We start from the raw sequence: 26,419 nt of genomic DNA on the forward strand, positions 1-26,419 counted from the left end.
CGTTCACGGAGTTGACGGGCTCGACGTAAGCGGCTACGCAGGTCGCGTAGACCTCGAGTCCCTGCGGGACCACGCCGTCGACGCGGATGATGATAAAGCGGATCTCGGTGAGGTTGGTTTCCTGTCCGCCGGTCCACTCATCGTAATAGTCGAAGCATTCCCACGGTATGTAGAGCCAGCCGCTGCCGGACGCCGGGAACGGGATATTGACGGCGTGATTCTCGAAGAGCGGGCCTTCCTGGCAGTTGGAAACGCCGAAGCGGAAGTACGCGTCCTTCGCGAGGTTCATATCGTTCACGCCTACCCAGATGCGAATGCCGGAGGTTCCCTTCAGATCGCCTATCGAGCCGCCGATCTGGTTGCCGTCTTCCATGGTGACGTCGGGATGGATAGGATCGCAGATGTAGTTCGCGAGCTTGAACTGCATCGCGCCGTGCTGGTCGGTGTGCTTGGAGGAGCGGTCCGCCTGCGCGGTCATTCTCAAAGCTTTGGCGGGCAGCGCGACGGACGTCGAGGAGGTGACGAGGTCGTAGCCGACGTTTTCAACGCGGTGGCCGTTCGCCTTGTTGAAGTCTCTGTTGCCCGAGAAATCCTCGAGACTGAACAGCTTGACGGTTACCGGATTGCCGTTGGAGTCGGTCGCCTGAGTCGGCGCGACGAAACCGCCGTGAGTTATCGGCACGAGGCCGGCTATCGCGGACGCGAGCCTGTTCGTGAGCTCTACGCAGGCGGTGGAACTGAGCTCGTCGTTGATGTACTCGCTGACTTCGTCTATCTCAGCCTTCAGGTTGACGTAACTTCTTCCGGTATAATTGCCGCGCCAGTAGCTCTTAGCGGAGTAGTACGCGGCTTCAAGCGCGTCTATCTCGTCCTGAGTGGCATTGTCGCCTCTGAGGGTGAGCCAGTTGATGGTACGGGTGATCCAGTCGGTCGCCTTATCGACCTCCTGCTGGGTTACGGCGTACTCGTCGTGCAGGGCGCGGGCGGCGTCGATCGCCTGCTCGACGCGCTGCCAGGAACGGACGGACCAGTCGTCTCTGTTCAGCGTGGCAAGGTAGTTCTCCGCGCCAACGATCATCTCGTCCATAGCCGTGAAGTCGGCGCTGTTTATGCTCCACTCAAACGCATGCAGATCGGAAAGGTAGAATTCTTTCTGATAGCAGCCCTCGATCTTGAAGGTTATATAATCGAGCGACGCGAGGTAGTCATATATATCCTCTTCGCCCTCGAAGTCGAAGAACGCGTTCCACGCGATGCCGACGTAGCCCTCGCTCTCGGGGAGCTGAACGTCGGCGGGATCGCACTCGAAGTAAACTCCGTCCGTGCTGCTGCCGACGCCTACGGCCATATCGGTGGGCGCGGGAGTGTAGTTTTCACCGTATTTGATCCAGAAGCGGAGTCCCGCCGATTCGTCGAGGTTGTCGGCGCCGAAAACGTTATTGACCGCCTCGACCTCGTCGTCGTCGTTCAGCTTCGAGGTGCTGAACTGGCTCCAGCCGTAGGAGGGATCGCCGTCGAAAGCGCCGCCGATGACGTAGATACTCTGAACGGCGCTGCCTTCGGGAACGAACTCGTCGGTCAGCATGGCGGCGTCGTACACGTTGCCGCCGTCGTTGATCTCGTCGAGATCGCCGTCGGTCAGCACGTCAAAGCCGTTGATCGCGACGGAAGTGCTCTTGACCTTGAACATCGGCTGAAGGGCTTTCAGAGCTTCCTTCAACCGCTTTGCAACAGTGTTGATCTGCTGCTGAGAATAATGCGCGCCGGGATCATCGTCGTTCATTATCTCAAACGCCTCGAGGTAAACGTCGGTGGCGTCCTCATAGCTCGACTCGGTGAAAGCTTCCGGATCGAGCGAGTCGTACTGCATCATGAGCTCGTCAAGCTCGTCAAGATGTATACGGGAATCGTGGTACGCCATCATGTCGCCGATGGAGACCAGATCGCCGACGGAAAGACCGCCGATGGAAATGTGCATTCCGGAGATATAGGGTATGATCTTCTCGGGAAGCGGCCTGTTGGGCATATTGCTTCCGCCGCTTTCCTTGTACCAGTTTACGCCGTCGTCATCGGTGCTCCACCAGTCGCTCTGATGGAAGTCCGTTTTGAAATCAAAGTGAACGTAGCCGTCTGCGTCGGCGTTGACGGCTTTGGACGCGTAGCGGAAGCCGATGCCGAATTCGGCAAGCTCTTCGGCGGTGTGGTCGCCGGTGTCGTCGTCAAGCGTCATCGTGAAGTAGGGGCCCTTTGTCGGGTACTGCATCAGGGTGATGCTGACGCTTCCGGTGAAGGGCTGGCCGTTCAGACCGACCCAGAACGCGATACCGTCCTGGTTCTCAAGCGTCTTAAAGTCCGGCGAGTTCATATCGCCGAGGAAGGTTTTGTTGTTGATCGTGTCGATCGCAGCCCAGGTCATATCCGTAAAATCATTATGAAGCGAGTTGCTCGACGCTTTGAGGTTACGTCCCTGGCCGTTGTAGATCGAGAAGTGGCGCCATTCGTTACCTTTGGCGAACTTGTAGGTAACGACGGGGCCGATCCCTTCGATCGTCTCGTTATAGCCGGGCTCGGTGAACAGATTCGTCATCCTCGCGAGCTCTGCGTCGGTGAAGATAGAGAAACCGGGCAGCTTGTCATAGATGTAATAGTCATAGAGCGCCCCGGCGCTGATAACTCCGCCGAATATCGTCGACACGCCGAAGGCGGTCAGAACGAATATCGTCGCGAGCAACGCTGATAACAGTTTTTTCATACTTAATTCTCCTCCCGATGGTTTTTGAAGTGCTAAACACTCACGAATATTATAATATCATCCGCTTGTCAAAAAATCAAGCAAAAACTTCACTCCGCGCACATAAATCGCGTAAAACCGCGGTTTCGCGGTTTCACCGCAGCCGCGGAATCCCCCTTTGAAATATCACGCGTTCGTAATCCGTCGCGGCGGAACCGCATAAAAAGAAAGGACGGCGCTAACGCCGCCCTTTCGGGTGTGTGATATTTCTCTTTCGCGGGATTATCCGAGGCTGCTTTCATCAGCGAGCTTCGCGGCGACGCGGAGGATCTTCAGCGCGTCGTTGACCGTGATATCGCCGTCGCCGTCGACATCGCCGATCTCAAGCGCTTCGGGAGTTGACTCCGCGAGTCTCGCGGCGATACGCAGCGCCTTCAGCGCGTCGTTGACCGTGATCTCGCCGTCGCCGTCCATATCGCCCTTCTTGACTGCGGGAGGCTCTTCGCCGGTGATCGTGAAGCGTACGGAAACCGACTTGGTGCCGTTGACTACCTCAAGGAGATAATCGCCGGGCTCGGAAACGGTCGTTCCCTTCTCAAAGGCGTCGCCGTTCAGTGTCGCCGTGCCGACGTCCCAGTTGATAGTTACGGGCTCGCTGTAGCTTCCGTTGTTGGCGACTCCGGTGACGGTAGGAGTTACATCCGCGACGGTGCCGCCGGTCACGGTGAAGCTGACTTCCGTCTGCTTATCGCCGTTGGTGACGGTCAGCGTGTAGTCGCCGTTCTCGGTTATCGGAGTGCCGGCGACGTAGTACTTCGCGTTCGTGCCGACCTTGAGCGTCGCGGTACCGACGTCCCACTTCGGGGCGACGGAGCCGCCCGCGACGTCAACGGTCTGTCCGTCGGTCACGCCGGTGACGACGGGCGTCGCGTTCACGGAGTTGACGGGCTCGACGTAAGCGGCTACGCAGGTCGCGTAGACCTCGAGCCCCTGCGGGACCACGCCGTCGACGCGGATGATTATGAAGCGGATCTCGGTGAGGTTGGTTTCCTTTCCGCCGGTCCACTCATCGTAATAGTCGAAGCACTCCCACGGAATGTAGAGCCAGCCGCTGCCGGACGCCGGGAACGGGATATTGACGGCGTGATTCTCAAAATACGGGCCTTCCTCAATGTTTGAAACGCCGAAGCGGAAGAACGCGTCCTTCGCGAGGTTCATATCGTTCACGCCTACCCAGATGCGAATGCCGGCGGAGCCTCTCAGGTCGCCTATCGAGCCGCCGATATGATTGCCGTCCTCCGTAATAACTTCGGGATGGATCGCGTGACATATCTTATCCGCGAGCTTGAACTGCATCGCGCCGTGTTCGTCGGTATGCTTGGAGGAAAGATCCGCCTGCGCGGTCATTCTCAGAGCTTTGGCGGGCAGCGTGACGGACGTCGAGGAGGTGACGAGGTCGTAGCCGACGTTTTCTCTGCGGTGGCCGTTCGCCTTGTTGAAGTCTCTGTTGCCCGAGAAGTCCTCGAGGCTGAACAGCTTGACGGTTACCGGCTTACCGTTGGAGTCGGTCGCCTGAGTCGGCGCGACGAAACCGCTGTGAGTTATCGGTACGAGGCCGGCTATCGCTGTGTTCAGTTTGCCGGTAAGGTCGTTGCAGGCGGCGGAGCTGAGCTCGTCGTTGATGTATTCGGAAACCTCGTCGATGGCGGCCTTCAGGTTGACGTAGCTTCTGCCGGTGTAGTTGCCGCGCCAGTAGCTCTTCGCGGAGAAGTACGCGGCTTCGAGCGCGTCTATCTCGTCCTGAGTGGCGTTGTCGCCTCTGAGGGTGAGCCAGTTGACGGTACGGGTGATCCAGTCGGTCGCCTTATCGACATCCTGCTGAGTAACCGCGTACTCGTCGTGCAGGGCGCGGGCGGCGTCGATCGCCTGCTCGACGCGCTGCCAGGAACGGACGGACCAGTCGTCTTTGTTCAGCGTGGCGAGATAGTTCTCCGCGCCGACGATCCTCTCGTCCATAGCCGTGAAGTCGGCGCTGTTTATGCTCCACTCAAACGCATGCAGATCGGAAAGGTAGAATTCCTTCTGATAGCAGCCCTCGATCTTGAAGGTTATATAATCGAGCGACGCGAGGTAGTCGTATATATCCTCCTCGCCGTCATAGTCCCAGAACGAATTCCACGCGATGCCGACGTAGCCCTCGCTCTCGGGGAGCTGGACGTCGGCGGGATCGCACTCGAAGTAAACTCCGTCCGTGCTGCTGCCGACGCCGACGGCCATACTGGTGGGCGCGGGAGTGTAGTTTTCGCCGTATTTGATCCAGAAGCTGAGTCCCGCGGATTCGTCGAGATTGTCGGCGCCGAAAACGTTATTGACCGCCTCGACCTCGTCGTCGTCGTTCAGCTTGGAGGTGCTGAACATGCTCCAGCCGTAGGAGGGATCGCCGTCGAAAGCGCCGCCGATGACGTAGACGCTCTGAACGGCGCTGCCTTCGGGAACGAACTCGTCGGTCAGCATGGCGGCGTCGTACACGTTGCCACCGTCGTTGATCTCGTCGAGATCGCCGTCGGTAAGCACGTCAAAGCCGTTGATCGCGACCGTCGCGCTCCTGACCTTGAACATCGGCTGAAGGGCCATAAGCGCTTCCTTCAGTTTCTTCGCTATCCTGTTGATCTGCTTCTGAGAATAATGCTCGCCGATATTATCGTCGTTCATCACTTCGTATCCCTCGAGATACGCTTCCGTAGCCGCCTCGTAGCTCGACTCGGTGAAAGCTTCCGGATCGAGCGAGTCGTACTGCATCATGAGCTCGTCAAGCTCGTCCGTGTGGATACGGGTATCGATGTACATCTTCATATCTCCGATAGACGCCTTCTGTCCTGCGCCTACGTTAAAGAACGTGATGCTCATGCCGGAAATCAGCGGCCTGATCTTCTCGGGAAGAGTCTGATAAGGTATATTGCTTTCGCCGTACTTTTTCCACAGGTTCTCGCCGTAATCATCGGTGCTCCACCAGTCGGCTTGATGAAAATCGGTCCTGAAGTCAAAGTGAACGTAGCCGTCGGCGTCCGGTCTCTTGTGAACGCTGGAATAACGGAAGCCGATGCCGTAATCGGCGATCTCTTCGGCGGTGTGGTCGCCGGTGTCGTCGTCAAGCGTCATCGTGTAGTAAGGGCCGGTCGACGGGCACTGCAGAACCACTATGCCGATTTCGCTTGTAAACGGCTGTCCGTCGACGCCCACCCAGAAAGAGATGCCGTCCTGTTCGGCAAAGCGCTCCACCGTGTCCGCGTAGCCTTCCGCGGTCATATCGCCGAGGAAGGTCTTGTTGCCGACCGTGTCGAGAGCCGCCCAGGACATATCGGTCAAATCCTCGTGCAGCTGGTTGCTCGACGCTTGCATATTCTTCGCTTTCGCGTGGTAAACGGTCATCCACCCGCCGCTTTTGGTTATTTCATACGTGACGACGGGCCCGACGCCTTCGATCGTTTCGTTGTATCCGGATTTCGTATACGTGTTCGTCATCTGCGCCAGCTCTTCGTCGGTGAAAATCGAATAACCGGGGAGGCTCTCATACCTGTAGTATTCGTATTCGGCCGCGCCTGCGCTGATGAAGCCGCCGAAGATCGCCGTCACACCGAACGCGGTCAGCGTGAAAGCGGTCGCAAGCAGCATCGACAGGAACTTTTTCATAGTGTTTCTCCTCTCGTTTCTTTGAGTATAAACTCACAGTTATTATAATATCACCTATTTCGCAAAAACGCAATACGCAACAGTTGATAACAGCAAAAAAGGACGCCGGAAAACCGGTGTCCTTTTTTGTTTGGTGGACGCTAAGGGACTTGAACCCCTGACCCCCTGCACGTCAAGCAGGTGCTCTTCCAGCTGAGCTAAGCGTCCGACAGCAAGTAAGATTATACCGCCGTAATACGCCGTTGTCAAGAGTTAATTTTATTTTTTTCAAAAAGGTTGTCTTATCGTCCGTTCAGCGCCGAGTTGGCGACCGCCGCAACGGCCGCACCGACGTCCGCGACGACGGCGAGCCAGAGCGGCGCGTAGCCGAGTGCGCTCGCGACGAGCACCGCCGCCTTGACTATGAGCGAGAACCAGATGTTCTCCTTCGCGACGACGACCGCCTTTTTGGAAACAGATATCGCGTCCGCGATGCGGGAGGGACTGTCGCCCATCAGCACGACGTCCGCGGCTTCTATCGCAGCGTCGCTGCCGAGCGCGCCCATGGCGACGCCGACGTCCGCCGCGGCGATCGCGGGAGCGTCGTTTATGCCGTCGCCCGCGAAGGCGGTGACGGCGCGCGCCTTTTCCTCTTCGAGCAGGGCGCACTTATCCGCGGGGAGCAGCTCGCCGACGCCTTCGTCCGCGCCGATGCGCTCCGCCGCCGCGCGCGCCGCTTCGGAAGCGTCGCCGCTGAAGACCGCGACGCGGCCGACTCCGGCCTTGCGAAGGCGGCGCACGGCCTCCTCCGCGTCCGGCTTCAGCTCGTCGCGCAGGGTCAGGTAACCGCGGAACGCGCCGCCGACGGCGACGTAGACGGCGGTAACTCCGCCCGCGTCGGGCAGTCCGGAAACGCCGTTTTCACTTAGGAAGCGCCGGCTGCCGACGAGAACTTCGGCTCCGTCGACGCGGGCGCGGACTCCGCGTCCGCCCGTCTCGGCGAATACTTCGCCGGAGGCGCCGGCAGGCGCACCGTATTTTCTCTTAATCGCTTCAGCGATCGGGTGCTTCGACGAATACTCCGCCGAAGCCGCGTATTTCAGAAGCTCCGCTTCGCTTATCCCCTCGGGGACGACGGAATTGACCTCGAGATTGCCGTCGGTGACGGTGCCGGTCTTGTCGAAGACGACGGTGCCGACCTTCGCGAGGCGCTCCATCGCGGCGCCGCCCTTGATGAGCACGCCCGACTTCGTTGCGCGGCCGCACGCGGAAAAGAACGCAAGCGGCACCGAAAGCACCAGCGCGCAGGGGCAGCATACGACGAGGAAGCCGAGCGCGTTTCTGACGCACTCCTCCCACGCGGGCTCAAATCCGCACGCCTGAAGTATAAGCGGCACCGCGACGGCGTAGATCACCGCCGCGCCGACGACGCAGGGGGTGTATATCGCCGCGAACTTCGTGATGAACTTCTCCGTTTTCGCCTTGCGTTCGGCGGCGTGCTCGGTCAGCTTTATCATGTTCGCAACGGTGCTGTCCTCGTAGTCCGCGGTCACGCGGATGCGCAGCGCCCCGTCGAGGCAGAGGCAGCCGGCGAAGACCTCCGCGCCCGCCTCCGCGAAGCGCGGCGCGGATTCGCCCGTCACCGCCGCCGTGTCGATCGAAGCGGAGCCGGAAACGACGACTCCGTCAAGCGGGAGCTTCTCGCCCGGGCGGACGGCGACGATATCGCCGACCTTGACTTCCGACGGACTGACCGTCCTCTCGCCGTTCTCAGTGACGAGCGACGCGGTCTCGGGGCACACCTTCATCAGCGCGGCGACCGAGTCGCGCGCGTTATCCGACGCCATATCGTTGAAGGTCTCGCCGACGCGGTAGAATATAAGCACCGCCGCGCCCTCAACGTAGCTGCCGATGCAGAACGCGCCTATCGCGGCTATGCTCATCAGCGTTTCTTCGCTGAACGGCTTGCCCTTGAGAAGCTTTTTCAGCGCGGTCAGGAAGACCTCGCCGCCCGCGAGCAGATAGAGAAGTCCGTAGCCGACCGGGCACATCCACGGCTCGAGCTCGAGATGCTCCGCGGCGAAAAGCCCCGCGGTCAGCAGCAGGCAGAAGCCGAGGAACAGGAATTCTTTTTTATGTTCGGGATAGAGTTTCATTTGATTCGCCTTCTTCGAAAGATGGATATGTGAAGGTTTTACGCCGGGCGGCAAACGCCGCTGCGCCTATTCGTTGACGTGCTCGAAGCCCTGCGCGAGGATGGTGCTGACGTGAGAGTCGGCGAGGGAGTAGTAGAGGTGCTTGCCTTCGCGGCGGTATTTGACGAGGCCGCTCTGCTTGAGCAGGCGGAGCTGGTGGGAGATCGCGGAAACGGTCATCCCGAGCAGGTCGGAAAGCTCGCAGACGCAGCGTTCTTTTTCGTAAAGCACGGTCATTATCCCGACGCGCGTCGGGTCGCCGAAAAGGCGGAACAGCTCCGCGACGGAAAAGACCTTCGCCGCGTCGCGGAACGCCTCCTCCGCTTCGATCACGCGGTCGACGTGCGAGGCGGCATTTGCAGTTTCGGCGGCGTTATTGTTGATTCTTTCTTCCATATTTGCTCCACCCTTTCGTTATATAAAGGAACGTGTGATTTTCTCGCCAACAGTTGAACAACTGTTCAACTGTTATTATTATATCCCCCCGTTTTGAAAAAGTCAATATGCAATCGCGAAAAAGTTCTGATTTTTCTCAAAAAACACCTTTAGTCAACTTTTTCAAAAAAACACTTGCATTTCAAAATAAATGATGATATAATAGTCCCCGACTTTGAATGATTCCTACTATGAGGAGGGAAAACTTTGGCTAACATTAAGTCCGCAAAGAAGCGCGTTCTCGTCGCCGAGAAGAAGAATATGCAGAACAAGATGATCAAGTCTCAGCTGAAGACCGACATCAAGAAGTTCAACGCCGCCGCCGAGTCCGGCGACAAGGCCGCCACCGACGCCGCTATGCGCAAGACCGTCAAGGCGATCGACCAGGCCGCCGCGAAGGGTATTCTCCACAAGAACACCGCCGCGAACAAAAAGTCCGCCATCATGAAGCGCGCGAACGAGAATAAGTAAAAACGGTTTTTTCCGTATAGCAAAAGCACGTCTTGCGGCGTGCTTTTTGTTGTGTCCGTATATTCCGCAGGTATGTAAAAAGGACGCTCATATGAGCGTCCTTTTTTATTGCGTTTTATTCCGTGTCAGATATCAAGCAGCATATCGCCCTGCTTTATCCAGCCGAGCTTGCGCATGATCTCCGAGAAGAGCAGCGAAAGCGCCGCCGGCGCGACGACGAGTATCGCCGCGATTATCAGCAGCGACGACCAGACGGGCCAGCCCGCGTTCGCCATCTCGGTATAGGTCATTATCGGGCCGACGAGACCGGCGGTGCCCATTCCGGAGCCGATGGCGTTGCAGGGCAGCTTTATGAGCAGGGTCGCGACCGGGCCGAGGATCGCGCTCGCGAGCGTGGGCGGTATCCATATCAGCGGATGCCTGATTATGTTCGGCATCTGCAGCATCGAGGTGCCTATCCCCTGCGCGAAGAAGCCGCCGAGCTTGTTCTCGCGGTAGCTCGAAACGGCGAAGCCGATCATCTGGCAGCAGCAGCCGACGACCGCCGCGCCCGCGGCTATGCCGCTGAGGCCGAGCGAAATGCCTATCGCCGCCGAGGATATCGGGAGCGTCAGGCAGAGCCCCATGACCACGGAGACGACTATGCCCATGACCAGCGGATGCTGTTCCGTCGCCCAGTTGATGAAGCCGCCGAGCGCGGTCATAAGCGCGGAGATGGGCGGCCCGAGAAGCAGACCGACCGCCGCTCCGACGGCGAGCATCGAAAGCGGAGTAACGAGGATATCGACCTTCGTCTTGCCGGAAACGAGCATTCCGACGCCGATCGCCGCCATAACGGCGATGAAGGCGCCGAGCGGTTCGCCCGGGCCGGAGAGGACTACCTTGCCGCCGTCGAGCAGCGTACCCTTCAGTATCGCGCTCGCGAAGGCGCCGATCATTCCGACCGCGCCGGCGGTTATGACGTCAAGCGGCGGGCGCTTGAACTTGCACGCCACGCCTACGCCGATGCCGGCGCCGGTGACCGCCTTCGCAACGGAGGCGACCGAGTTCAGCCAGCCCCCGAACGCGCCGCCGATATAGCTCGCGATCTGCCCCACTATCGTGCCGACGATGAGCGTGGCGAAGAGGCCGAGCGCCATTCCGGAAAGCCCGTCTATGAATATCAATGAAAGAACTTTTTTGACCTTTTGCATTGGTTCGCTTCTTTCTTACGCGTTCGGAGTTACTCCTGCTCCGTCTTGTTCTTTTTCTTCATTATCGCGATAAAGGCAATCGCGCCCGCGATAACGACCGCCGCGCCGCCGGCTATGCAGCCGATGAGCAGCCAATTGAGCTTGCTTCCGGACTTGCCGCTGCCGGCGCTGCCCTGCGGCTCGTCGGAGGGCGCGGGTTCGCCGGAGGACGCGGAAGGATCTATCGGGTTATCTTCGCCGACAATTCTCCAGTTATCCGGATCGTTCTTCACGCCGTTCTCGACGTCGGCGGCAGGGATCGCGATCTTCTTATCCTCGTTTACGTAATAGTCGCCGGCGGTGATGTTTCCGCCGCTGAGCGGGTTATTATAATCCACGGCCTCGCCGTCGGTCAGCGTTGCGGGAGTGAGCTCGATCTCACCGTCGGCGCTGTTCCATACGACGTCTCCTATGCCGCCCGCGCCGCCGGAGCTTCCGGAGTTGCCGGAACCGCCCTGGCTGCCGGAGTTGCCGGAGCTTCCGGAGCCTTTGATGATCAGCTTGCCGTCGATGCTCTGCGATTTGATCTCAACGTCGTTCTGGCCGTTGTACTCGGTCAGCTTGCACTTCGTTACCTTCAGCGGCACTTCGACGGTGCCGCCGGGAACGTTATCCGCGATTTTGAAGGTCACGGTCGCGAGAACGCCGTTCTCGGTGACGTTATTCACGTCGCCGCCGATCACCTTGACTTCCTTTTTTCCGTCGACGGTGAGGTTCGGCATATAGAGCATGGTCTTTATGCCCATCTTGGCTTCGACGGCGGTCACGTATTCGCTGTCGTAAGTGAAGTTTATGTCGTAGCTCGAGAATCCGGAGCAATCGGAGATCGAGACTTCAACCTTCACGGTATCGCCGGCGGACGCGTTCACCGTGCCAACGGTTACGGTCGCAGTGCCCTCCGCCTGCGCGCTGACGCCGAACGCGCCGAAAATCAGCGATACGGCAAGGACGAGCGTGATGAGCTTTGAGATTTTCTTCATGGCAGTTTCTCCTTTTTTGAAATAGGATACTTTATTTGTAAAATCCGAAAACGGGGCGCGTTCACGAGCGGCGCGCCGAATCCCTGTAGCGCTTGGGCGGCATACCAACGCGCGGCGAGAAATGATGATAAAACGTCGACAGATTCTCAAACCCGCATTCGAAGGATATTTCCATAACGTCCATACTGCTGTTTTTCAGCAGGTTGCAGGCGTAGTTGATGCGCATATCGATGATGTAATCGGAAATGTTCTTCCCCGTCGCGCTCTTGAACAGGCGGGAGATGTATTCCCTGCTTTTGCCCGCAAGAGCGATTATCTCGTTGAACGGCTTGGTAAAAATATAGTGCCGCGACAACAGCATATAGTACTCGACGAACCAGTCCGGCGGGGTTTCCAGCCATTCGGGAAGCTCGGTGCGGATAACGAAGCACTCGTATATCACCTGCGCCGCGATCATTCGCAGCAGTCCTTTATCCGAGTGGTCCGCTGTCTCCGGAAGCATCATATCGCGCTCCGTCTTATTGCGCTGGATCCCGCGCAGACGAACCGTAGGCGGATCGGCCGCGTCCGCCGGGAAGACGCCTCCCTCAAAGAAGGCCGATATGTCACCGAGCACGCCTTCGCCGAAAATGATGGCGCAGACTTTCGTATCCGCGCCGGAACGGCTGAAAAAGCTCAATTCGTCCCTTTTGCGCAGAAAGAGCACGTCCCCCTGCCCGAACTGACACTTTTTTCCGTTCAGCGTGCAGAAGACTATACCGTCGGAAATGAAAAGCAACCGGCAGCAGCGCCTTCTGCCGACCGATTCGACGTAGTCTCCGATACCGGAAACGGGAACGTATCTTATTTCATTGTCGAAGGAACCGGTATGCGGCATTTCGCGCCTCCGTCTGTCGCGTGGTGTTGTATATACTTCAAATTTATCACGAAACCGTAAAATAGTCAAGCGTTTTCACATTTATTTCATATTCTGCAACGGAGCGCACACCGCAAATTATTCGCTGTTGCCAAAAAATCCCCTTCCGCTTTCGCGGAGGGGGATTTTTCCGAAACTGTGATTATCTCTTACTTGGAAAAGAGGTAGACGAGGTTCAGCACCACGACGAGCACGATGATGAGGCCGGCCATATAGGGAGTGGCCTTCTCGAGCTTCTCATCGATGGTACGCGCGCGCTTCTTATCCTTGCCGCCGAAGAGCTTCTCCGCGCCGCCGGCGATGGTGCCGCTGATGGACGCGCTGCGGGCGCTCTGGAGCAGGACGACCGCCACGACCGCGATGCAGGTGACGAGAACTATCGCCGCTATGATAATTACGAACCAACTCATATTATATCTCCGTTCCGCCGTTCGAGACGGCAAAGTTTATTATTTCCGTACCGCTTTTCGCGATAAGCCTTGTTATCTTATCACAGTAAAGCGTGTTTGTCAAGAGCTTTTTTACTTTTTTCTCAGCGGCCGACCACGATCGCGTATATCGCGGATTCGCCGCGGAAGGTCGTCGTCAGCGAAAGCTCGCCCGAGACGGCGTCGCCGAGGTATCCTATGAACGCGTTGGTAGAGTACGGCTCGAATTCCAGCGTCTTCGACTTGTTCTTGCCGAAGGCCTTGATGAGCATCGCGGCGTTGTCATTTCCGGATCTGTCGCCGTATATGACGATGATGCTCTTGCAGTCCGTCAGGTCGAACTTCAGCGAGCCTCTGCCGCTGGCGGTCTTCCAACATGACGCCCAGGCGGGATCCGTGCTGTCCGCAGCAGCGTAAACGCTCATCGACTTCGGAACAGTGTTATCCGGAGTGAGCAGCTCGAGCTCCGTAAATCTGAGCGCGGTAGCCGCTTCGGGCAACGCACAGGGCTCTTTTCCCGCGGAGGCGTAAAGGCCGTAAATCGCGGCTTCGGTGATCATTCTGTTGCTCAGCGCGGTCAATCTGCCGTTGTCAAGGCGGATCTCGCGGCTCGGATATCCGGCGGCGAGCGCGGAGCCGATGATCATATCCGCGTCGGCGCAGGGCAGTCCGTATGCCGCGGCGACCTCGGCGCGCGCGGCGTTCAGTTCGCTGTCGCCCGTAGCAAGGACGCAGATTATCGCGGGAGCGTTCTCCGCCGTCAGCAGCTTGCGGACGAGCGATTCATACGCCTCCTTGTCCTCTTCAATGGTCAGCCCGTCGGAACCGACGTTGAGTATCACGGCGTCGACGCCGAGGGAAAGTATGCTGTCAGCAGCGGCGCACGCCGTAAGCAGCGTGTAGCGCGCGGAGGATCGGACGTCGGCGTATCCGGCGCCGAAGACGACCTCCCAGACGTGGCGCGTCATATCAATGTCGCCGCCGATGACGGCGATCCTGCTGACGCCGGAGGCGGCTTTATCGGCCGCCGCGAGCACGGGCGCCGCCGGCGCCGCGGGCGTGACAGCCTGCTTCAGATCATCGCCGACAAAGCGGAATTCGGGTTCGTGCGGCGGAACGACGGGAGTTGCGCCTTCCGCAAAATCAAGCTTCATATTCTCGCCGCCTACGGAAAGCTCGAGGGCTTCCGAAGCTCCGGCGATCGCGGAGAATACATATTCATATACGCCGTTGGAGACGCTTTCGCTCTCCGGCTCGGCGGTGTTGAGTCTGACTCCTCTGCGGGAGCTTCTGTAAGGGTTCCCCGCCAGCTTGCCGTCGATCTGCTCCTTCGGAACGGAAGCGCGGACGCGGACGTATACCTTCTCTCCCTTTGCGGGAACGAGATTCGCGGCGTAGTCGCTGCCGTCGAGCGACAGCTTGACGGAAATAAGTTTCGCGCCGAGGTCGATATTTTCAAAGTACGCGGCGTCTCCGATTTTGGAAACCGCCTCGTTCAGCACGCCGGCGGCGGCCGCCATTTCAGCGGCTCCGGCGGCGTCGTCTATCAGCTCCTGCGCCTTGGCGGCGAGGATACCGATCGCGCTGCGTTCGGTATCGGTCAAGCCGCTGCCCGCGAGGGCCGCGTTCGCGGAATCGATAGACGCCGAAAGCGCAGCGGTCGGCGAAGCCATACCCGCGACGATCGCTTCGATCTCTTTGCAGAAGCGTTTGGGGTTCCTGCCGGTGGAGTGCCAGTCGGCGGCCGTCTGCTTCGCGGAGGCGATCGTTTCGGCGTATTCGCCCGCGGCGTCGAGCATCTCGAGCTCTTCGGCGGCGGCGAGCAGCTTATATTCCCAGTCGCCGTAGAAGCGCTCTTCGATAGCGTCGGCGAGGTTATGGTATTCCGCGTAGCTGTACGCCTCCGAGGGATGTCCGCCGCTGCCGGTGTATTCTGGCTTTTCGTAATAACTCGGCATACGGATGAAGGTCGCGCCGATCTCGTCGATCTCACAGAAGCGGCGGGCGACCTCCGCGACGTTGTCGCAGAAGGTGTATCTCGTACCGGTCTCCTGATCGGTGAAGGTGCGGTCGTCCATCATGTTGTGGAGCAGGAAGAAGCTCGCTTCGGGATAGACCCCGCGCAGCTTACCGAGGAACTCCATGTACGCGCCGATGTAAAGCTCGCGTGACATATCGTCCTTCCAGAACCACATATCGTTCGTGCCGAGGGCGACGGTAACGACGTCCGCCTGGCGGTCGGCAAAACCGGTCCAGATATGGCTGGTCCTCATCGAGATGAAGTTCCAGACTCTCGGGATAATTCCGTTTCGGTCGGCATTGTAGCCCTGGTACATTCCCCAGCCGCTGATCGCGCAGACGTTCGCATCGGCGCCGAAGTGTTCGGCGGTAACGTAGGCGTAGGTCGCGGTCGCGTCGTTCGTCCTGAAGGTGTAATCCGATTCGTTGCCGAGGGTTCCGTGTCCGGCGGTGATGGAGTCGCCGTAGATATCCATTATCAGCTGGTCGGGATCGTAGACCGGATCGAGAAGCGCCGCGCCGGTACCGGTTATCGTCGCGGTCACGAACTGTATCTGGTCGTAGAACGACTGAGTCGTGAGCAGCACGCGGACGTAATGCTCGCCCGCGCCGAGATTATCGGCGACGGTATAGGTTCCGGAGCCGTTGGTGATATTGAAGCGCAGGGTGCGTTCGCCGTCGACCCAGACCTGGAAATAAGGCAGCTCGTTGCTGTTGCGTATGCTGCACGATATAACGAGAGCAAGCTTCGTGCCCGTGAAGCGCACGCCGACGCCGGCGCCTTCCCAGTACGCGAAGACGGTGTTGGCGTCAGGTTCCTGTCTGCCGTAAACGCGGACGTTGCTGCGGTTTATCGTGTAGCTTCTCGCCGCAGCGTATTCCGGACCGGCGCCGTCTCCCGCTTCGGTCGGAACGACGCTGACTTCGCCTTCGGCGGCCGGCGCCGTCTGCTGCCGCGCCGTCAGCGCCGAAGCGCCGATTATGCTGCCGAGCAGAATCGCGGCCATTATCACAAGCGTAATTATCCTCTTCATATCTATCCTTCCTTTCGTTACAGTTCGGAAAGTCGGTTCAATATCAGACCTGACGCTCTATCGCGGCGATGTAGCACGCCGCCACGTCCCTGCCCCACGCGCCGCTCGGATGCCCGTAGCTGCCGGCGTAGTCGCGGTGTCCGGTCTTGGGGATGTCGACGCGGACCGCGCCGACGGAGTCGGTCTCCGAGAACAGCTTCGCCGCGTCGTCAAGCGCGGGCACGGCGGCTTCGGTGGTGCTGCAGTATATCTTCGCACGCGGAGAGACGGCGCGGAGCTTTTTGAAGAAACGAACGTAAGCGTCGCGGAGCGTTTCGCGCTCGACGGGGTTGGCGGTGTCGTTCGTGCCGAGCATTACGATTATATAGTCCGCGTCGCGGGAGGCGACGTCGTACTTCTCCTCCGTCGCCATGGTGGTGCAGTCGAAAACGCGCGGGATATTGGAGGGCTCGTCGCCGCAGTAGCCGCGGAAGATGCCCCAGCCGCTTATCGCGGTGTACTGCCCGTCGCCGCCGAAGTGCTCGACGATGCGGTAGGCGTGCGCGAGTGTGGAATCCTGCCAGTCGCTGTCGGGACCCGGCCAGCCGGGGATCGTGCCGACGCCGCAGGTCAGCGAGTCGCCGTAGCAGTCGAACTTGAGCTGTCCGGCGGGCGCTTCCGGCGGCGGGAGGATCTCGCCGTCCGTCTCGGCGGCGAGGAAGGCGAAGGGATGCCACTGCGTTTCGCTCACGAGCAGGATCTTCGCGGTGTGCTCGCGGTCTTCAAGGCCGTAGGCGGCGACGTAATCGTCCTCGCCGAGCTTGGTCTTGATGCGGGCGCGGCGCTTGCCGTCGATCCAGACCTGCAGGAACGCCTGCTTGATCTTCTCGGTCGAGGTCGAGCGGACGGAAAGCACGAGCTGCGTTCCGCGGAAGCGCAGTTCTATCCCGCTGTTTACCCAAGACACGTCGATCCCGTCCGGGAGGACTCTGTAACGCCCGAGGATACGGGCGGTCTCAGCGCTTATCGTTTTTTTCATTCGGTATCACCCTCGTTTTATATTTTGGGAAAGAGCATATGCTCCATGAACTTTTCGCTGAACGACGGGTTCCCGTCGAGCTGTATCGTGGCCGCTTTCGCGACGGCGGTCTCGAGCTCCGCGAGCGCCTCCGGGAAAAGCAGCGTGCGCACCGCGCCCGCTCCGGCGCAGTTGCCGAGCGCGCGGACCTTCTCCGCCGGAACCTCCGGCAGCAGTCCGAGCGCGAGCGCGTTGCCTTTGTCGAGCCCGGCGCCGAAGCCGCCGGTAAGCAAAACTTCATCGAGATCCGCGGCGGTCAGCCCCGCTTTTTCAAGCAGCGTTTCCGCTCCGGCGCGGACGGCGGATTTCGCGAGCTGCAGCTCCCGCACGTCCTGCGGCTGAAGCGTCACGCCCTCGGCTATTTCATTCGGCTCCGCGAGGAAGCCGCTTTCGTCGATCCTCCCGAGCCGCCTCAGGCAGGCGACGGCGTCGATGAGTCCGCTTCCCGCGAGTCCGACCGGGAAGACGCCGCCTATGGTCTTCGGAACGAGCCTGCCGCCGTCGAGCGTCACGCGGTTGATCGCGCCCGGCACGCCTCCGACGCCGCAGCTGATGCGCGCGCCCTCGAAGGCGGGTCCGGCGGCGGTCGAACAGCAGGTCAGCTTCCCGCCGGAAGCGAGCGCCATTTCGCCGTTCGTACCGAAATCTATGAAGAGTACGTTTTTATCCGTTTCGTGAAGCCCCGCGGAGACGATTCCGGCGGTCACGTCGCCGCCGACGAACGCCGAGACGCAGGGCAGCAGAAACGCGTTCGCCTCCGGCAGTTCGAAGCCGAGGTCGGACGCTTTGTGAAAACTGCCGAAAAGTTCGTCCGCCTCAAACGGAGCGGCGGAAAGCGCCTTCGGGCTTCTGCCGGTCAGCAGGTATAGCATCGCGGTGTTGCCCGCCACCGTAAGCGAGCGCAGACGGTTTACCGGTATACCTCGCTTTTTGCCGAAGCCGGCGAGCATTTCGCTTATCTGGCCGACGGCGAGGTCGCGGGCACGCTTGCTCCCGTCGGGATCGTTAAGGCAGTATTCGATGCGCGAGATGACGTCCGCGCCGAGCGACTGCTGGCGGTTGACGCCGCTGACGACGCCGACTCTGCGCCGCGTTTCGAGCGAGTAGACGTATATCGCAATCGTCGTCGTGCCGAGGTCGACGGCGGCACCGAGGCTTTCCCAGCAGGACGGGAAATAGTCGGGCGAAGCGTCGCCGGTATCGGTCAGCACGCTGTATTCTCCGTCGTCGGGAACGGATACGGAGGCGTCGCCTTCGATACGCGCGGAGCACGCGAGGCGCGCGCCGGCGGCGATCTCTTCGGGCGTGAGTTTTTCTTTTTCCGCCTCGGTAACCGGCGAAAGCGCGCCGGACGCGTTCACGCGGCATTTGCCGCACAGCTCGTGTCCGCCGCAGAACGCGGGGATGAAAATGCCGGCGCGGCGCAGCGCGGCGAGAACGCTCTCGCCCTTTTCGGCGTCGCATATGACGGTTTTACCGTTCTTTGTAACAGTCAGAGCAGTCTTCAAATTTTCTTCCGGCCTTTTCAATTTTGTTGTTGACATTTCACTGATTTTATTATAATATATATCCGTTCGGATTTCAATAGGAAATTTGATTTCCGCGCATGCTGGTGTAGCTCAGTCGGTAGAGCAGCGCATTCGTAATGCGCAGGTCGGGGGTTCAAATCCGTCCACCAGCTCCAAAAAAGCACTTGCTTCGGCAAGTGCTTTTTTAATGAAGTCGCCCGCGAGCGGGCTGATGAAGGAATGAAGACGCTTCGCTAATGAAGGAATTAAGACGCTCCTGCGGAGCTAATTAAAGAACGGCGGAACGCCTCGGGATGACAGACGTGCGCGTCCGCCGGCTCCCTTGCGTTTTTCTTTTTACTATGTTAATATTATTGTAAGATTATCACGCCGGCCGAGTCTCTTTTATGAAGGGGGTGGAAAAGTGACGCAGTTCGAACGGGTCTATCGCGAATATTTCAGCGACGTTTACGCCTACATCCTGAAACTCTCCGGCAGCGCGGACACGGCGGAAGAGATCACGAGCGAGACCTTCTTCAAGGCGCTGAACGCCATCGACGGTTTCCGCGGCGAATGCGATATACGCGTATGGCTCTGCCGCATCGCGAAAAACTGTTACTTCTCGCACCTCAAAAAGTCAAAACGCCTCGCCCCGCTCGAAGCCGAAGCCGAACCCGCCTCCGCCGCCGCGGTAGAAGACCTCCTCGTCGAAAACGCCGAGGCGGAGCGCGTCAGAAGCGCCCTTCACCTGCTGCCCGAGCCGTACAAAGAGGTCTTCATGTGGCGCGTTTTCGCGCAGATGAACTTCAGACAGATCGGCGAGGTATTCGGCAAAAACGAAAACTGGGCGTGCGTCACCTACCACCGCGCGCGGAAAATGATCCTTGCGAAAATGGAGGATGAGAATAATGAATAAAGACTGCAGCATCGTCAGAGATCTGCTCCCGCTTTACGCGGAGGATATGGTCGCGCCCGAGACCGCCGACTTCATCGCGGCGCACGTCGCCGGATGCGAGGAATGCGAGAAGGAGTACGAAACGGTCAAAAGCGGCGCTTCCCCCGCCCCCGCGCCGGAGGCGGAAAAAGCTCCGCTCAAAAGCATAAAGAAAGCGATAATCAGAAAACGCATACAAGCGGTGGTACTCACCGTAGCACTCATCGCGGCGCTGTTCGCAGCGGCGTTCGCCTTCCTGACGACGCGGGAATACCTCCCCTATGACGAAGCGATCGCGGATATAACGATGTACAACGGTTATTTCAGCGCAGACGTCGCCTTCACAGACCGCGTGACCGGATACAACTACGTCTTCACGAAAGAGCCGGAAACGGGCGATCAATCGCCGTACGGCTGGGTGTGCCTCCTCGAAGCGTGGACGACGCCGTGGGATCGCCTTTTAGGCCACAAGCCCGACGTCCCCGCGACGATATCGAGGGTATCTTCCGAAGATGACGGCGGCGTCAGGATAATCATAATGAACAGTACTCAGGATCCCTCCGCCGTCCCCATCTTAGTCGATTCCATCGACGCGGAAGGCAACGCGCTCTGGAAAGTGATCGCAGCGGAAGAAGCCGCGCTCAGCAACGCGCAGGCCAATATGCTCATAAGCGCCAGCCCGTTCAGCCTTTATTACACTCCCAACGACGGGACGGAAGACGTATACGTAGACGGCCCGGACGGCGCGGACGCGCACAGCGGCGCCGTCCGCACGCTGCCACGCCTGACGCTGAACTATTACTTCTGCGGCGCAGCCGCGCTGTTCGCGCTGCTGATCGCCGCCGCGCTCATCTTCCGCAAAAACGAAACAGCGCGGAAATGGCTGCTGCGCTGTGCCTTCCTGCCCGCTTCGTATATCGCCGCCCACCTCATCGTCAAGGGCTTCGGCGGCGCGTCGTACGCGCTGATGCGCGATTTCACGCTGATACTGCTCATCACCGTGCTTCTCTTCTGCGCAATGCTCGTCGCGTACAACATTCTCCTATTGAGGAAAGAGATGAAATCCGTATAACGTAAAAAGCTATTGAGTTCACATTGCCCGCGGATTATAATACAGCCATAAAAACATGATTGTTCAGACTGATAATACTTGTTTCTGCGGTTCGCGCCGCTGATAAATCAAAGCCGAGGCGTTTGCCTCGGCTTTGTGCTGCGTTTTTTCAATTGCCGCTTACGCGTTCAGCGCGGCGATGATGTTCGGGAGCTCCGCGTCGACGGCGTCGTTCTCGAGCTGGCAGGTGCCGGCGTTGCGGTGTCCGCCGCCGCCGTAGCGGAGGCAGAGTTCGCCGATGTCGACGTTTGAGCCCTTGTTGAATATCGACTTGCCGATCATTACCGCGGTGTTCTGCTTGCGGAAGCCCCACGCGACGTGGACGGAGATCTGAGTTTCCGGATAGAGCGCGTAGATCATGAAGCGGTTGCCGGCGTGGATTATCTCCTCGTCGCGCAGGTCGAGGACGACGACCTTGCCGTGCACCTTCGCGATGCGCTTAAGCTGCGCCTCGAAAAGCTCCGCCTGCTCGCGGTAAAGCTGCACGCGCTCCGCGACGTCCGGCAGCGCGAGTATCTCGTTTATGCCGTGGTTCATGCAGTAGCCGATGAGCTCCATCATCAGATCGTAGTTGGAGATGCGGAAGTCGCGGAATCTGCCGAGCCCGGTGCGGGGATCCATGATGAAATGCAGCAGCACCCAGCCCTCGGGATGAAGCACCTCGTCGAGCGTGAAGTCGGCGCTGTCGCCCTTGTCGACCGCCGTCATAAGCTCCTCGCTGATGCGCGGGAAGGCTTCTTTGCCGCCGTAGTAGTCGTAGACGACGCGCGCCGCGCTGCGGGCGTTCGGGTCTATGATCAGCTTGCCGCCGACCTCCTGCGCCTTCAGGCGGTCGATCTCCGACTCGTGATGGTCGAAGGCGATCGCGACGCGCGGATCGTAGGGCAGGTTGGTCGTGACGTCGTTTTCCGTCAGCTCGACCTTGCCGTCCTGCACGTCCTTCGGGTGCACGAACTTGATCTCGTCGATCATATCGAGCTCGCGGAGCATCATCGCGCAGGCGAGTCCGTCGAAGTCGCTGCGGGTAACAAGTCTCATTTTCTTATCCATAATAACCCTCCGAAACAGATTTGTTTACAAGTTGATTATAGCATTTTCCTCCCGCTTTTTCAATAGCGAAGTTGCCCGGACAGGCGATTTTATTCCCCGAGTCCGAAACAATATCAAAAAACGGTTGATAATTCGCGAAAAATCGTTATACTTAATATGTAAGTTTGTACGCAGGGAGGCGCGCGCTTTGAATAACGCTCACACCGGAAAAACCGCATATTTCGCGAGGAGGACGCTCGCGCTGCTGCTTGCGTTTTTATTCGCCGCCGCGCTCGCGCCGGCCGCCCGCGCCGATGATGCCGCGGCCGCGAAGCGTCTGCGGCTGACGGTTTCCGGCGGATACGCCGCGACGCCGAGCAAATTCCTCGCCGAGGGCGCGGACCCGCTGACCGACGGCTCCTACCGCACGGAAGCGCGCGTCTACGGAACCCTCTCGCTCTCCGCGCCGGCGAATATTGCGAACCTTTACATATCCTTCTCTGATACTCCGACCGAGTTCACGGTCACGGCCGGCGACCGGCGTCTGCGCTGCGTGCCGCAATACCTCGAAGTCTGCGTGGACGTTTCCGCGCTCGCCTCGAGCACGCTTTCGCTCGCGTTCATCGGCACGGTCAACGTCTGCGACGTGTACGCCTACGGCGAGGGCGAGCTGCCCGGCTTCGTTCAGCGGTGGGAGCCGCCGTGCGAGAAGGCGGATATCCTGCTCATCTCCGCGCACGCCGACGACGAGCATCTTTATTTCGCGGGGCTTCTCCCCTACTACGCGGGCGAGCTCGGCTGCGCCGTGCAGGTCGCGTACTTCACCGACCACGTCGCCGAGCCCTACCGCCGCCACGAGCTGCTGAACGGCCTCTGGACCGCGGGCGTGCGCAATTACCCCGTCATCGGCTCGGTGCCGGACGCCTTCTCCAACTCCGAAAAGGAGGCGCTGAAAAAGCTCTCCGCCGCCGGAATGTCACGCGACGACGCGCTGCTGCAGCAGGTGCGGCTGATACGCCGCTTCAAGCCGCAGGTCGTCGTAACGCACGACCTCGAAGGCGAATACGGGCACGGTCAGCACCGCCTCTGCGCCTCCACCGCTCTGGAAGCCGCCGGAATCGCCGCGAACGCGGAAAGCGATCCCGCGAGCGTTTCGCTCTACGGCGCGTGGGACGCGCCGAAGCTCTACCTGCACCTCTACCCCGAGAATCAGATCAATATGAACTGGGACTTCCCGCTCGACGCCTTCGGCGGCAAGACCGCATTTCAGGTCAGTCAGGACGGCTACGCCTGCCACCTGAGTCAGCGCGGACCTCGCTTCGACAACTGGATCTTCGGCGAGAAAAACGAGATAACGAAGGCGGCCGAGATCGCCGAATACTCCCCCTGCATTTACGGTCTGGCGCGGACGAACGTCGGCGCGGACGTGAATAAAAACGACTTCCTCGAGAACGTAATCACCTACGCGGAGCAGGAACGCCTCGCGGCCGAGGCCGAAGCCAAACGGCAGGAGGAGGAACGCGCCGCCGCTGAAGCCGAAGCGAAGGCTAAGGCCGACGAAGAAGCGAAAAAGCGGGCGGACGCGGACGCCGCCTCCGAAAGCGACGCCTCCCGCGCGCGCGGAATGAACGCGCTCGCCGTCGCCGCCGCCTGCCTGCTCGCGCTCTCCGTCGCCGCCTACGCGGCGCGCAGGGCGTTCGATAAAAAGCAAAGGAGCAAAACGAAATGAACGAAAACCTCTTCAAACGCAACGAGCTGCTCGCGCAGAAGGTTATAAAGGGGCTTGAGTCCCGCAACATGACCGGCTTCTACGCCGAAAGCAAGGAGGCCGCGCTCGCCAAGGCGCTCGAGCTCATCCCCGAGGGAAGCTCCGTCACTATGGGCGGCGGAATGAGCGTCCACGAGATCGGGCTCGTCGCCGCGCTGAAGGAGGGCCGCTACAACTTCATCGACCGTGAGAAGATGGACCGCCGCGCCGCGATGCTCGCCGCCTACGACGCGGACTTCTTCCTCTCGAGCGCGAACGCGATGACAGAGGACGGCGTCATAGTCAACATCGACGGCAACGCCAACCGCGTTTCCGCGATTGCCTACGGACCGAAGAAGGTGCTGATGATCGTCGGCATGAACAAGATCTGCCCCGACGTCGACTCCGCGATGAAGCGCGCCCGGAACGTCGCCGCGCCCGCGAACACGCAGCGCTTCGGCATCAACACCCCCTGCGCGAAGACCGGCGCCTGCGCGGACTGCAAGTCTCACGACACCATCTGCTGCCAGTTCCTCGTCACCCGCTACTCCCGCCACGACGGCAGGATAAACGTCATACTCGTCAACGACTCGCTCGGCTTCTGAGCCAAAGGAAGCAACCGATGAAATACATAGAAAACCAAACCTTCCCGCACGAACGCGACCTTTACGCCGCGGACGGCGTTCACCTGCTTTCCTGCGCCTTCGACGGCGAGGAGGACGGCGAATCCGCGCTCAAGCACGCGAAAAATATTACGGCGGAGAAGTGCTTTTTCAACCTGCGCTATCCGCTCTGGCACTGCGAGGACGTGCGGCTGCGCGAATGCGTGATGACGGATAAGTGCCGCGCCGCGCTCTGGTATACGCGCCGCGGCGTTATCGAAAACTGCGAGCTCGGCGGCATAAAGGCGCTGCGCGAATGCGACGAAATCGAAATATCCGCATCGGATATAGTTTCGCCCGAGTTCGGCTGGCGCTGCCGCGGAGTCGGTATGCGCGACTGCCGCGTCGAAAGCGAATACCTCTTCCTCGGGGCGGACGGCGTATCCTGGAGCGGCGTCGGCTTCAAGGGCAAGTATTCCTTCCAGTACGCGCGCGGCGTCGAAATCAGCAACTGCACGCTCGACACGAAGGACGCCTTCTGGCACGCCGAAAACGTTACCGTGCGCGACAGCGTTATCAACGGCGAATACCTCGGCTGGTACTCCGACGGGCTGACGCTGATAAACTGCCGCATAAACGGCACGCAGCCGCTCTGCTGCTGCACGAACCTCAAGCTGATAAACTGCGAAATGACCGGCGCCGACCTCGCGTTCGAATACTCCGACGTCGAAGCCGACCTGCGCGGAAACCTCGTCTCCGTCAAGAACCCCCGCGGCGGCCGCATAACCGCCGACCGCATAGGCGAGATCATACTGACCGAAGACAGCGTTTATCCGCCCCTCTGCGAAATCGCGCAGAGGAAGGCGTAAATCAATATCAAAGGATGATTCTTCAATGAAAAACCGTTTCAAAAAGACCGTTTCCGCGATCGTCGCGCTGCTCATGATCGCTGCGCTGCTGCCCGCGGGCTTCGCCGCCTCCGCGCTGGACGACGTTGACGACGACAAGTGCGGCGAAAACCTCACATGGTCGCTCGACGACGGAGTACTGACGATCAGCGGCTCCGGCGCGATGGACGACTTTATGTTCGGCGGCCCGTGGGGCTACTCGCCGACAGCCGTCGTCATCGAAGAAGGCGTCACGAGCATAGGCGAAAACGCCTTCTACCAGAATTCTTATCTTAATTCCGTCAGCATCCCGTCCACCGTCGCGGGCATCGGCGAAGACGCCTTCTATAAGTGCAGCGGCCTCGAAAGCATCACCGTCGCCTCCGGCAACAAAAACTACCGCTCCGCCGGCGGCTGCCTGATCGAAACGAAGACCGGCACGCTGCTGACCGCCGCGCAGGGCTTCACTATCCCCGACGACGGCAGCGTTACCGCGATCGCGGACGACGCTTTCGCATACTTCGAATGGCTGACCGATCCGTCGCTTCCCGACAGCATCACGAGCATAGGCGATTGCGCGTTCGACCGCACGGGCTTCCACGAAAACGACGACAACTGGAAGGACGGCGCGCTCTATCTCGGCAAGTGGCTTATCGATACCGAAACGAGCGATCTGCCCGACCCGTTCGAGATCAAGGCCGGCACCGTCGGACTCGCGTCAAAGAGCGTTATGTTTTACAAATACTCCGACGTCGTCCTGCCGGAAGGTCTGAAATACGTCGGCGCCTACGCCTTTCAGAGCGCGAAGCTGACCTCGCTGACGCTCCCCTCGAGCGTTGAAGTCATAGAAGAGTGGGCGTTCGGCTACTGCTCGAGGATAACCTCCGTCACCATCCCCGCCTCAGTCAGAGAGCTCGGCGAATACGCCTTCTACGCCTGCAACGCGCTCGGCGGCATAACCTTCAACGAAGGGCTGAAGAGCATAGGCAAATGCGCCTTCTACACGAGCGGAAACTACGGGAAGCCGACGATACCGTTCAGCGTGGGATTCATCGGACTCCACGCCTTCAACGAAGACACCACGCTGCGCGTATACGAATACTCCTACGCGCTGCGGCACGCGATCGAAAACGAGATAAGCTACGAGCTGCTGCCGCACGACCCGGTCGCGGTCAAGGGCGACTTCGACGGCGACGGCGAGATCTCCGTCGCGGACGCGCTCGCCGCGCTCCGCATCGCCGCGAAACTTGTCGCGGAAACGCCCGAGGCGGTGGAGACCGGCGACACGGACGGCGACGGACACGTCACCGTCGCGGACGCGCTCGCGATACTCCGCGTTGCGGCAAAGCTGATCGAATCTCTGTGAAAAAACTGCCCGCCGTTGACAAAAACGGCGGGCGGCGTTATAATATTACATAATAAAAATCGGGAGGA

General features: G+C 59.7%; 19 protein-coding genes and 2 tRNA genes. 8 read left to right on the top strand and 13 right to left on the bottom strand.

Annotation, left to right across the window (positions count from 1 at the left end; genetic code table 11):
• The 5 genes from J5441_07100 to J5441_07120 form a co-directional block, all read right to left on the bottom strand.
• Window positions 1-2,752, bottom strand: a 2,752-nt coding sequence (locus J5441_07100) for a hypothetical protein (protein ID MBO4934913.1), incomplete at its 3' end; no start/stop codon positions are given.
• Window positions 2,753-3,013: 261 nt separating this feature from the next.
• Window positions 3,014-6,421, bottom strand: a complete 3,408-nt coding sequence (locus J5441_07105; protein MBO4934914.1) for a dockerin type I repeat-containing protein — start codon at window positions 6,419-6,421, stop codon at window positions 3,014-3,016.
• 131 nt (window positions 6,422-6,552) lie between these two features.
• A tRNA-Val gene (locus J5441_07110) sits at window positions 6,553-6,628 on the bottom strand.
• A 74-nt stretch (window positions 6,629-6,702) separates the two neighbouring features.
• Window positions 6,703-8,556 (bottom strand): cadmium-translocating P-type ATPase, encoded by a 1,854-nt coding sequence (cadA, locus tag J5441_07115; protein ID MBO4934915.1) that lies wholly within the window; start codon window positions 8,554-8,556, stop codon window positions 6,703-6,705.
• A gap of 66 nt (window positions 8,557-8,622) precedes the next feature.
• On the bottom strand, window positions 8,623-8,991 hold the full coding sequence (locus tag J5441_07120; protein MBO4934916.1) for a helix-turn-helix transcriptional regulator: 369 nt from the start codon (window positions 8,989-8,991) through the stop codon (window positions 8,623-8,625).
• Between the two features lie 246 nt (window positions 8,992-9,237).
• On the opposite strand from J5441_07120, the gene rpsT reads away from it, so the two are divergent.
• Window positions 9,238-9,501 (top strand): 30S ribosomal protein S20, encoded by a 264-nt coding sequence (gene rpsT, locus J5441_07125; protein ID MBO4934917.1) that lies wholly within the window; start codon window positions 9,238-9,240, stop codon window positions 9,499-9,501.
• A gap of 125 nt (window positions 9,502-9,626) precedes the next feature.
• Here rpsT and J5441_07130 read toward each other — a convergent pair whose 3' ends face one another.
• The 7 genes from J5441_07130 to J5441_07160 form a co-directional block, all read right to left on the bottom strand.
• Window positions 9,627-10,694: a PTS sugar transporter subunit IIC gene (locus tag J5441_07130; GenBank protein MBO4934918.1), complete on the bottom strand. Its 1,068-nt coding sequence runs from the start codon at window positions 10,692-10,694 to the stop codon at window positions 9,627-9,629.
• Between the two features lie 29 nt (window positions 10,695-10,723).
• A complete protein-coding gene (locus J5441_07135) occupies window positions 10,724-11,713 on the bottom strand; it encodes a hypothetical protein (GenBank protein MBO4934919.1) in 990 nt (329 codons plus the stop codon).
• A gap of 61 nt (window positions 11,714-11,774) precedes the next feature.
• Window positions 11,775-12,590 carry a helix-turn-helix transcriptional regulator gene (locus J5441_07140; protein MBO4934920.1) on the bottom strand — a complete coding sequence of 272 codons (816 nt, stop codon included), beginning with the start codon at window positions 12,588-12,590 and terminating at the stop codon, window positions 11,775-11,777.
• Window positions 12,591-12,778: 188 nt separating this feature from the next.
• A complete protein-coding gene (gene secG, locus J5441_07145; GenBank protein ID MBO4934921.1) occupies window positions 12,779-13,039 on the bottom strand; it encodes a preprotein translocase subunit SecG in 261 nt (86 codons plus the stop codon).
• A 122-nt stretch (window positions 13,040-13,161) separates the two neighbouring features.
• Window positions 13,162-16,110 carry a hypothetical protein gene (locus J5441_07150; protein MBO4934922.1) on the bottom strand — a complete coding sequence of 983 codons (2,949 nt, stop codon included), beginning with the start codon at window positions 16,108-16,110 and terminating at the stop codon, window positions 13,162-13,164.
• 43 nt (window positions 16,111-16,153) lie between these two features.
• Window positions 16,154-17,128: a hypothetical protein gene (locus J5441_07155; protein MBO4934923.1), complete on the bottom strand. Its 975-nt coding sequence runs from the start codon at window positions 17,126-17,128 to the stop codon at window positions 16,154-16,156.
• A 17-nt stretch (window positions 17,129-17,145) separates the two neighbouring features.
• Complete coding sequence (locus tag J5441_07160; protein ID MBO4934924.1) at window positions 17,146-18,675, bottom strand: DUF4445 domain-containing protein; 1,530 nt, start codon at window positions 18,673-18,675, stop codon at window positions 17,146-17,148.
• Between the two features lie 100 nt (window positions 18,676-18,775).
• Between J5441_07160 and J5441_07165 the strand changes: the two genes are divergently transcribed.
• The 3 genes from J5441_07165 to J5441_07175 all read left to right on the top strand — a co-directional run bounded on the left by J5441_07165 (window position 18,776) and on the right by J5441_07175 (window position 20,681).
• Window positions 18,776-18,851 (top strand) — tRNA-Thr (locus J5441_07165).
• Window positions 18,852-19,099: 248 nt separating this feature from the next.
• Window positions 19,100-19,591: an RNA polymerase sigma factor gene (locus tag J5441_07170; protein ID MBO4934925.1), complete on the top strand. Its 492-nt coding sequence runs from the start codon at window positions 19,100-19,102 to the stop codon at window positions 19,589-19,591.
• Complete coding sequence (locus J5441_07175; protein ID MBO4934926.1) at window positions 19,584-20,681, top strand: zf-HC2 domain-containing protein; 1,098 nt, start codon at window positions 19,584-19,586, stop codon at window positions 20,679-20,681. Before J5441_07170 ends, J5441_07175 begins: the two co-directional genes overlap by 8 nt.
• Window positions 20,682-20,840: 159 nt before the next feature.
• Here the strand turns inward: J5441_07175 and J5441_07180 are convergent, their stop codons facing one another.
• Window positions 20,841-21,770 carry an exopolyphosphatase gene (locus tag J5441_07180; GenBank protein ID MBO4934927.1) on the bottom strand — a complete coding sequence of 310 codons (930 nt, stop codon included), beginning with the start codon at window positions 21,768-21,770 and terminating at the stop codon, window positions 20,841-20,843.
• Between the two features lie 187 nt (window positions 21,771-21,957).
• Between J5441_07180 and J5441_07185 the strand changes: the two genes are divergently transcribed.
• Genes J5441_07185 through J5441_07200 form a run of 4 tightly spaced genes read left to right on the top strand, consistent with a single transcriptional unit; the run spans window position 21,958 to window position 26,351 of the window.
• The gene (locus J5441_07185) at window positions 21,958-23,478 is read left to right on the top strand and encodes a PIG-L family deacetylase (protein MBO4934928.1); all 1,521 of its coding nucleotides are present in this window, start codon (window positions 21,958-21,960) and stop codon (window positions 23,476-23,478) included.
• Window positions 23,475-24,101 (top strand): lactate utilization protein, encoded by a 627-nt coding sequence (locus J5441_07190; protein ID MBO4934929.1) that lies wholly within the window; start codon window positions 23,475-23,477, stop codon window positions 24,099-24,101. Before J5441_07185 ends, J5441_07190 begins: the two co-directional genes overlap by 4 nt.
• 17 nt (window positions 24,102-24,118) lie before the next feature.
• The gene (locus J5441_07195) at window positions 24,119-24,967 is read left to right on the top strand and encodes a DUF3737 family protein (protein MBO4934930.1); all 849 of its coding nucleotides are present in this window, start codon (window positions 24,119-24,121) and stop codon (window positions 24,965-24,967) included.
• A 25-nt stretch (window positions 24,968-24,992) separates the two neighbouring features.
• Complete coding sequence (locus J5441_07200) at window positions 24,993-26,351, top strand: leucine-rich repeat protein (GenBank protein MBO4934931.1); 1,359 nt, start codon at window positions 24,993-24,995, stop codon at window positions 26,349-26,351.
• Window positions 26,352-26,419: the final 68 nt, after the last annotated feature.

The organism is Clostridia bacterium, from assembly GCA_017620395.1.
Lineage (GTDB): Bacteria > Bacillota > Clostridia > Oscillospirales > RGIG8002 > RGIG8002.

Excerpts from the sequence above, each read along its gene's own strand:
- J5441_07105 (MBO4934914.1), bottom strand. The coding sequence starts at position 6,421 with ATGAAAAAGTTCCTGTCGATGCTGCTTGCGACCGCTTTCACGCTGACC.
- cadA (MBO4934915.1), bottom strand. The coding sequence starts at position 8,556 with ATGAAACTCTATCCCGAACATAAAAAAGAATTCCTGTTCCTCGGCTTC.
- J5441_07120 (MBO4934916.1), bottom strand. The coding sequence starts at position 8,991 with ATGGAAGAAAGAATCAACAATAACGCCGCCGAAACTGCAAATGCCGCC.
- J5441_07130 (MBO4934918.1), bottom strand. The coding sequence starts at position 10,694 with ATGCAAAAGGTCAAAAAAGTTCTTTCATTGATATTCATAGACGGGCTT.
- J5441_07135 (MBO4934919.1), bottom strand. The coding sequence starts at position 11,713 with ATGAAGAAAATCTCAAAGCTCATCACGCTCGTCCTTGCCGTATCGCTG.
- J5441_07140 (MBO4934920.1), bottom strand. The coding sequence starts at position 12,590 with ATGCCGCATACCGGTTCCTTCGACAATGAAATAAGATACGTTCCCGTT.
- secG (MBO4934921.1), bottom strand. The coding sequence starts at position 13,039 with ATGAGTTGGTTCGTAATTATCATAGCGGCGATAGTTCTCGTCACCTGC.
- J5441_07150 (MBO4934922.1), bottom strand. The coding sequence starts at position 16,110 with ATGAAGAGGATAATTACGCTTGTGATAATGGCCGCGATTCTGCTCGGC.
- J5441_07155 (MBO4934923.1), bottom strand. The coding sequence starts at position 17,128 with ATGAAAAAAACGATAAGCGCTGAGACCGCCCGTATCCTCGGGCGTTAC.
- J5441_07175 (MBO4934926.1), top strand. The coding sequence starts at position 19,584 with ATGAATAAAGACTGCAGCATCGTCAGAGATCTGCTCCCGCTTTACGCG.
- J5441_07180 (MBO4934927.1), bottom strand. The coding sequence starts at position 21,770 with ATGGATAAGAAAATGAGACTTGTTACCCGCAGCGACTTCGACGGACTC.
- J5441_07190 (MBO4934929.1), top strand. The coding sequence starts at position 23,475 with ATGAACGAAAACCTCTTCAAACGCAACGAGCTGCTCGCGCAGAAGGTT.
- J5441_07195 (MBO4934930.1), top strand. The coding sequence starts at position 24,119 with ATGAAATACATAGAAAACCAAACCTTCCCGCACGAACGCGACCTTTAC.
- J5441_07200 (MBO4934931.1), top strand. The coding sequence starts at position 24,993 with ATGAAAAACCGTTTCAAAAAGACCGTTTCCGCGATCGTCGCGCTGCTC.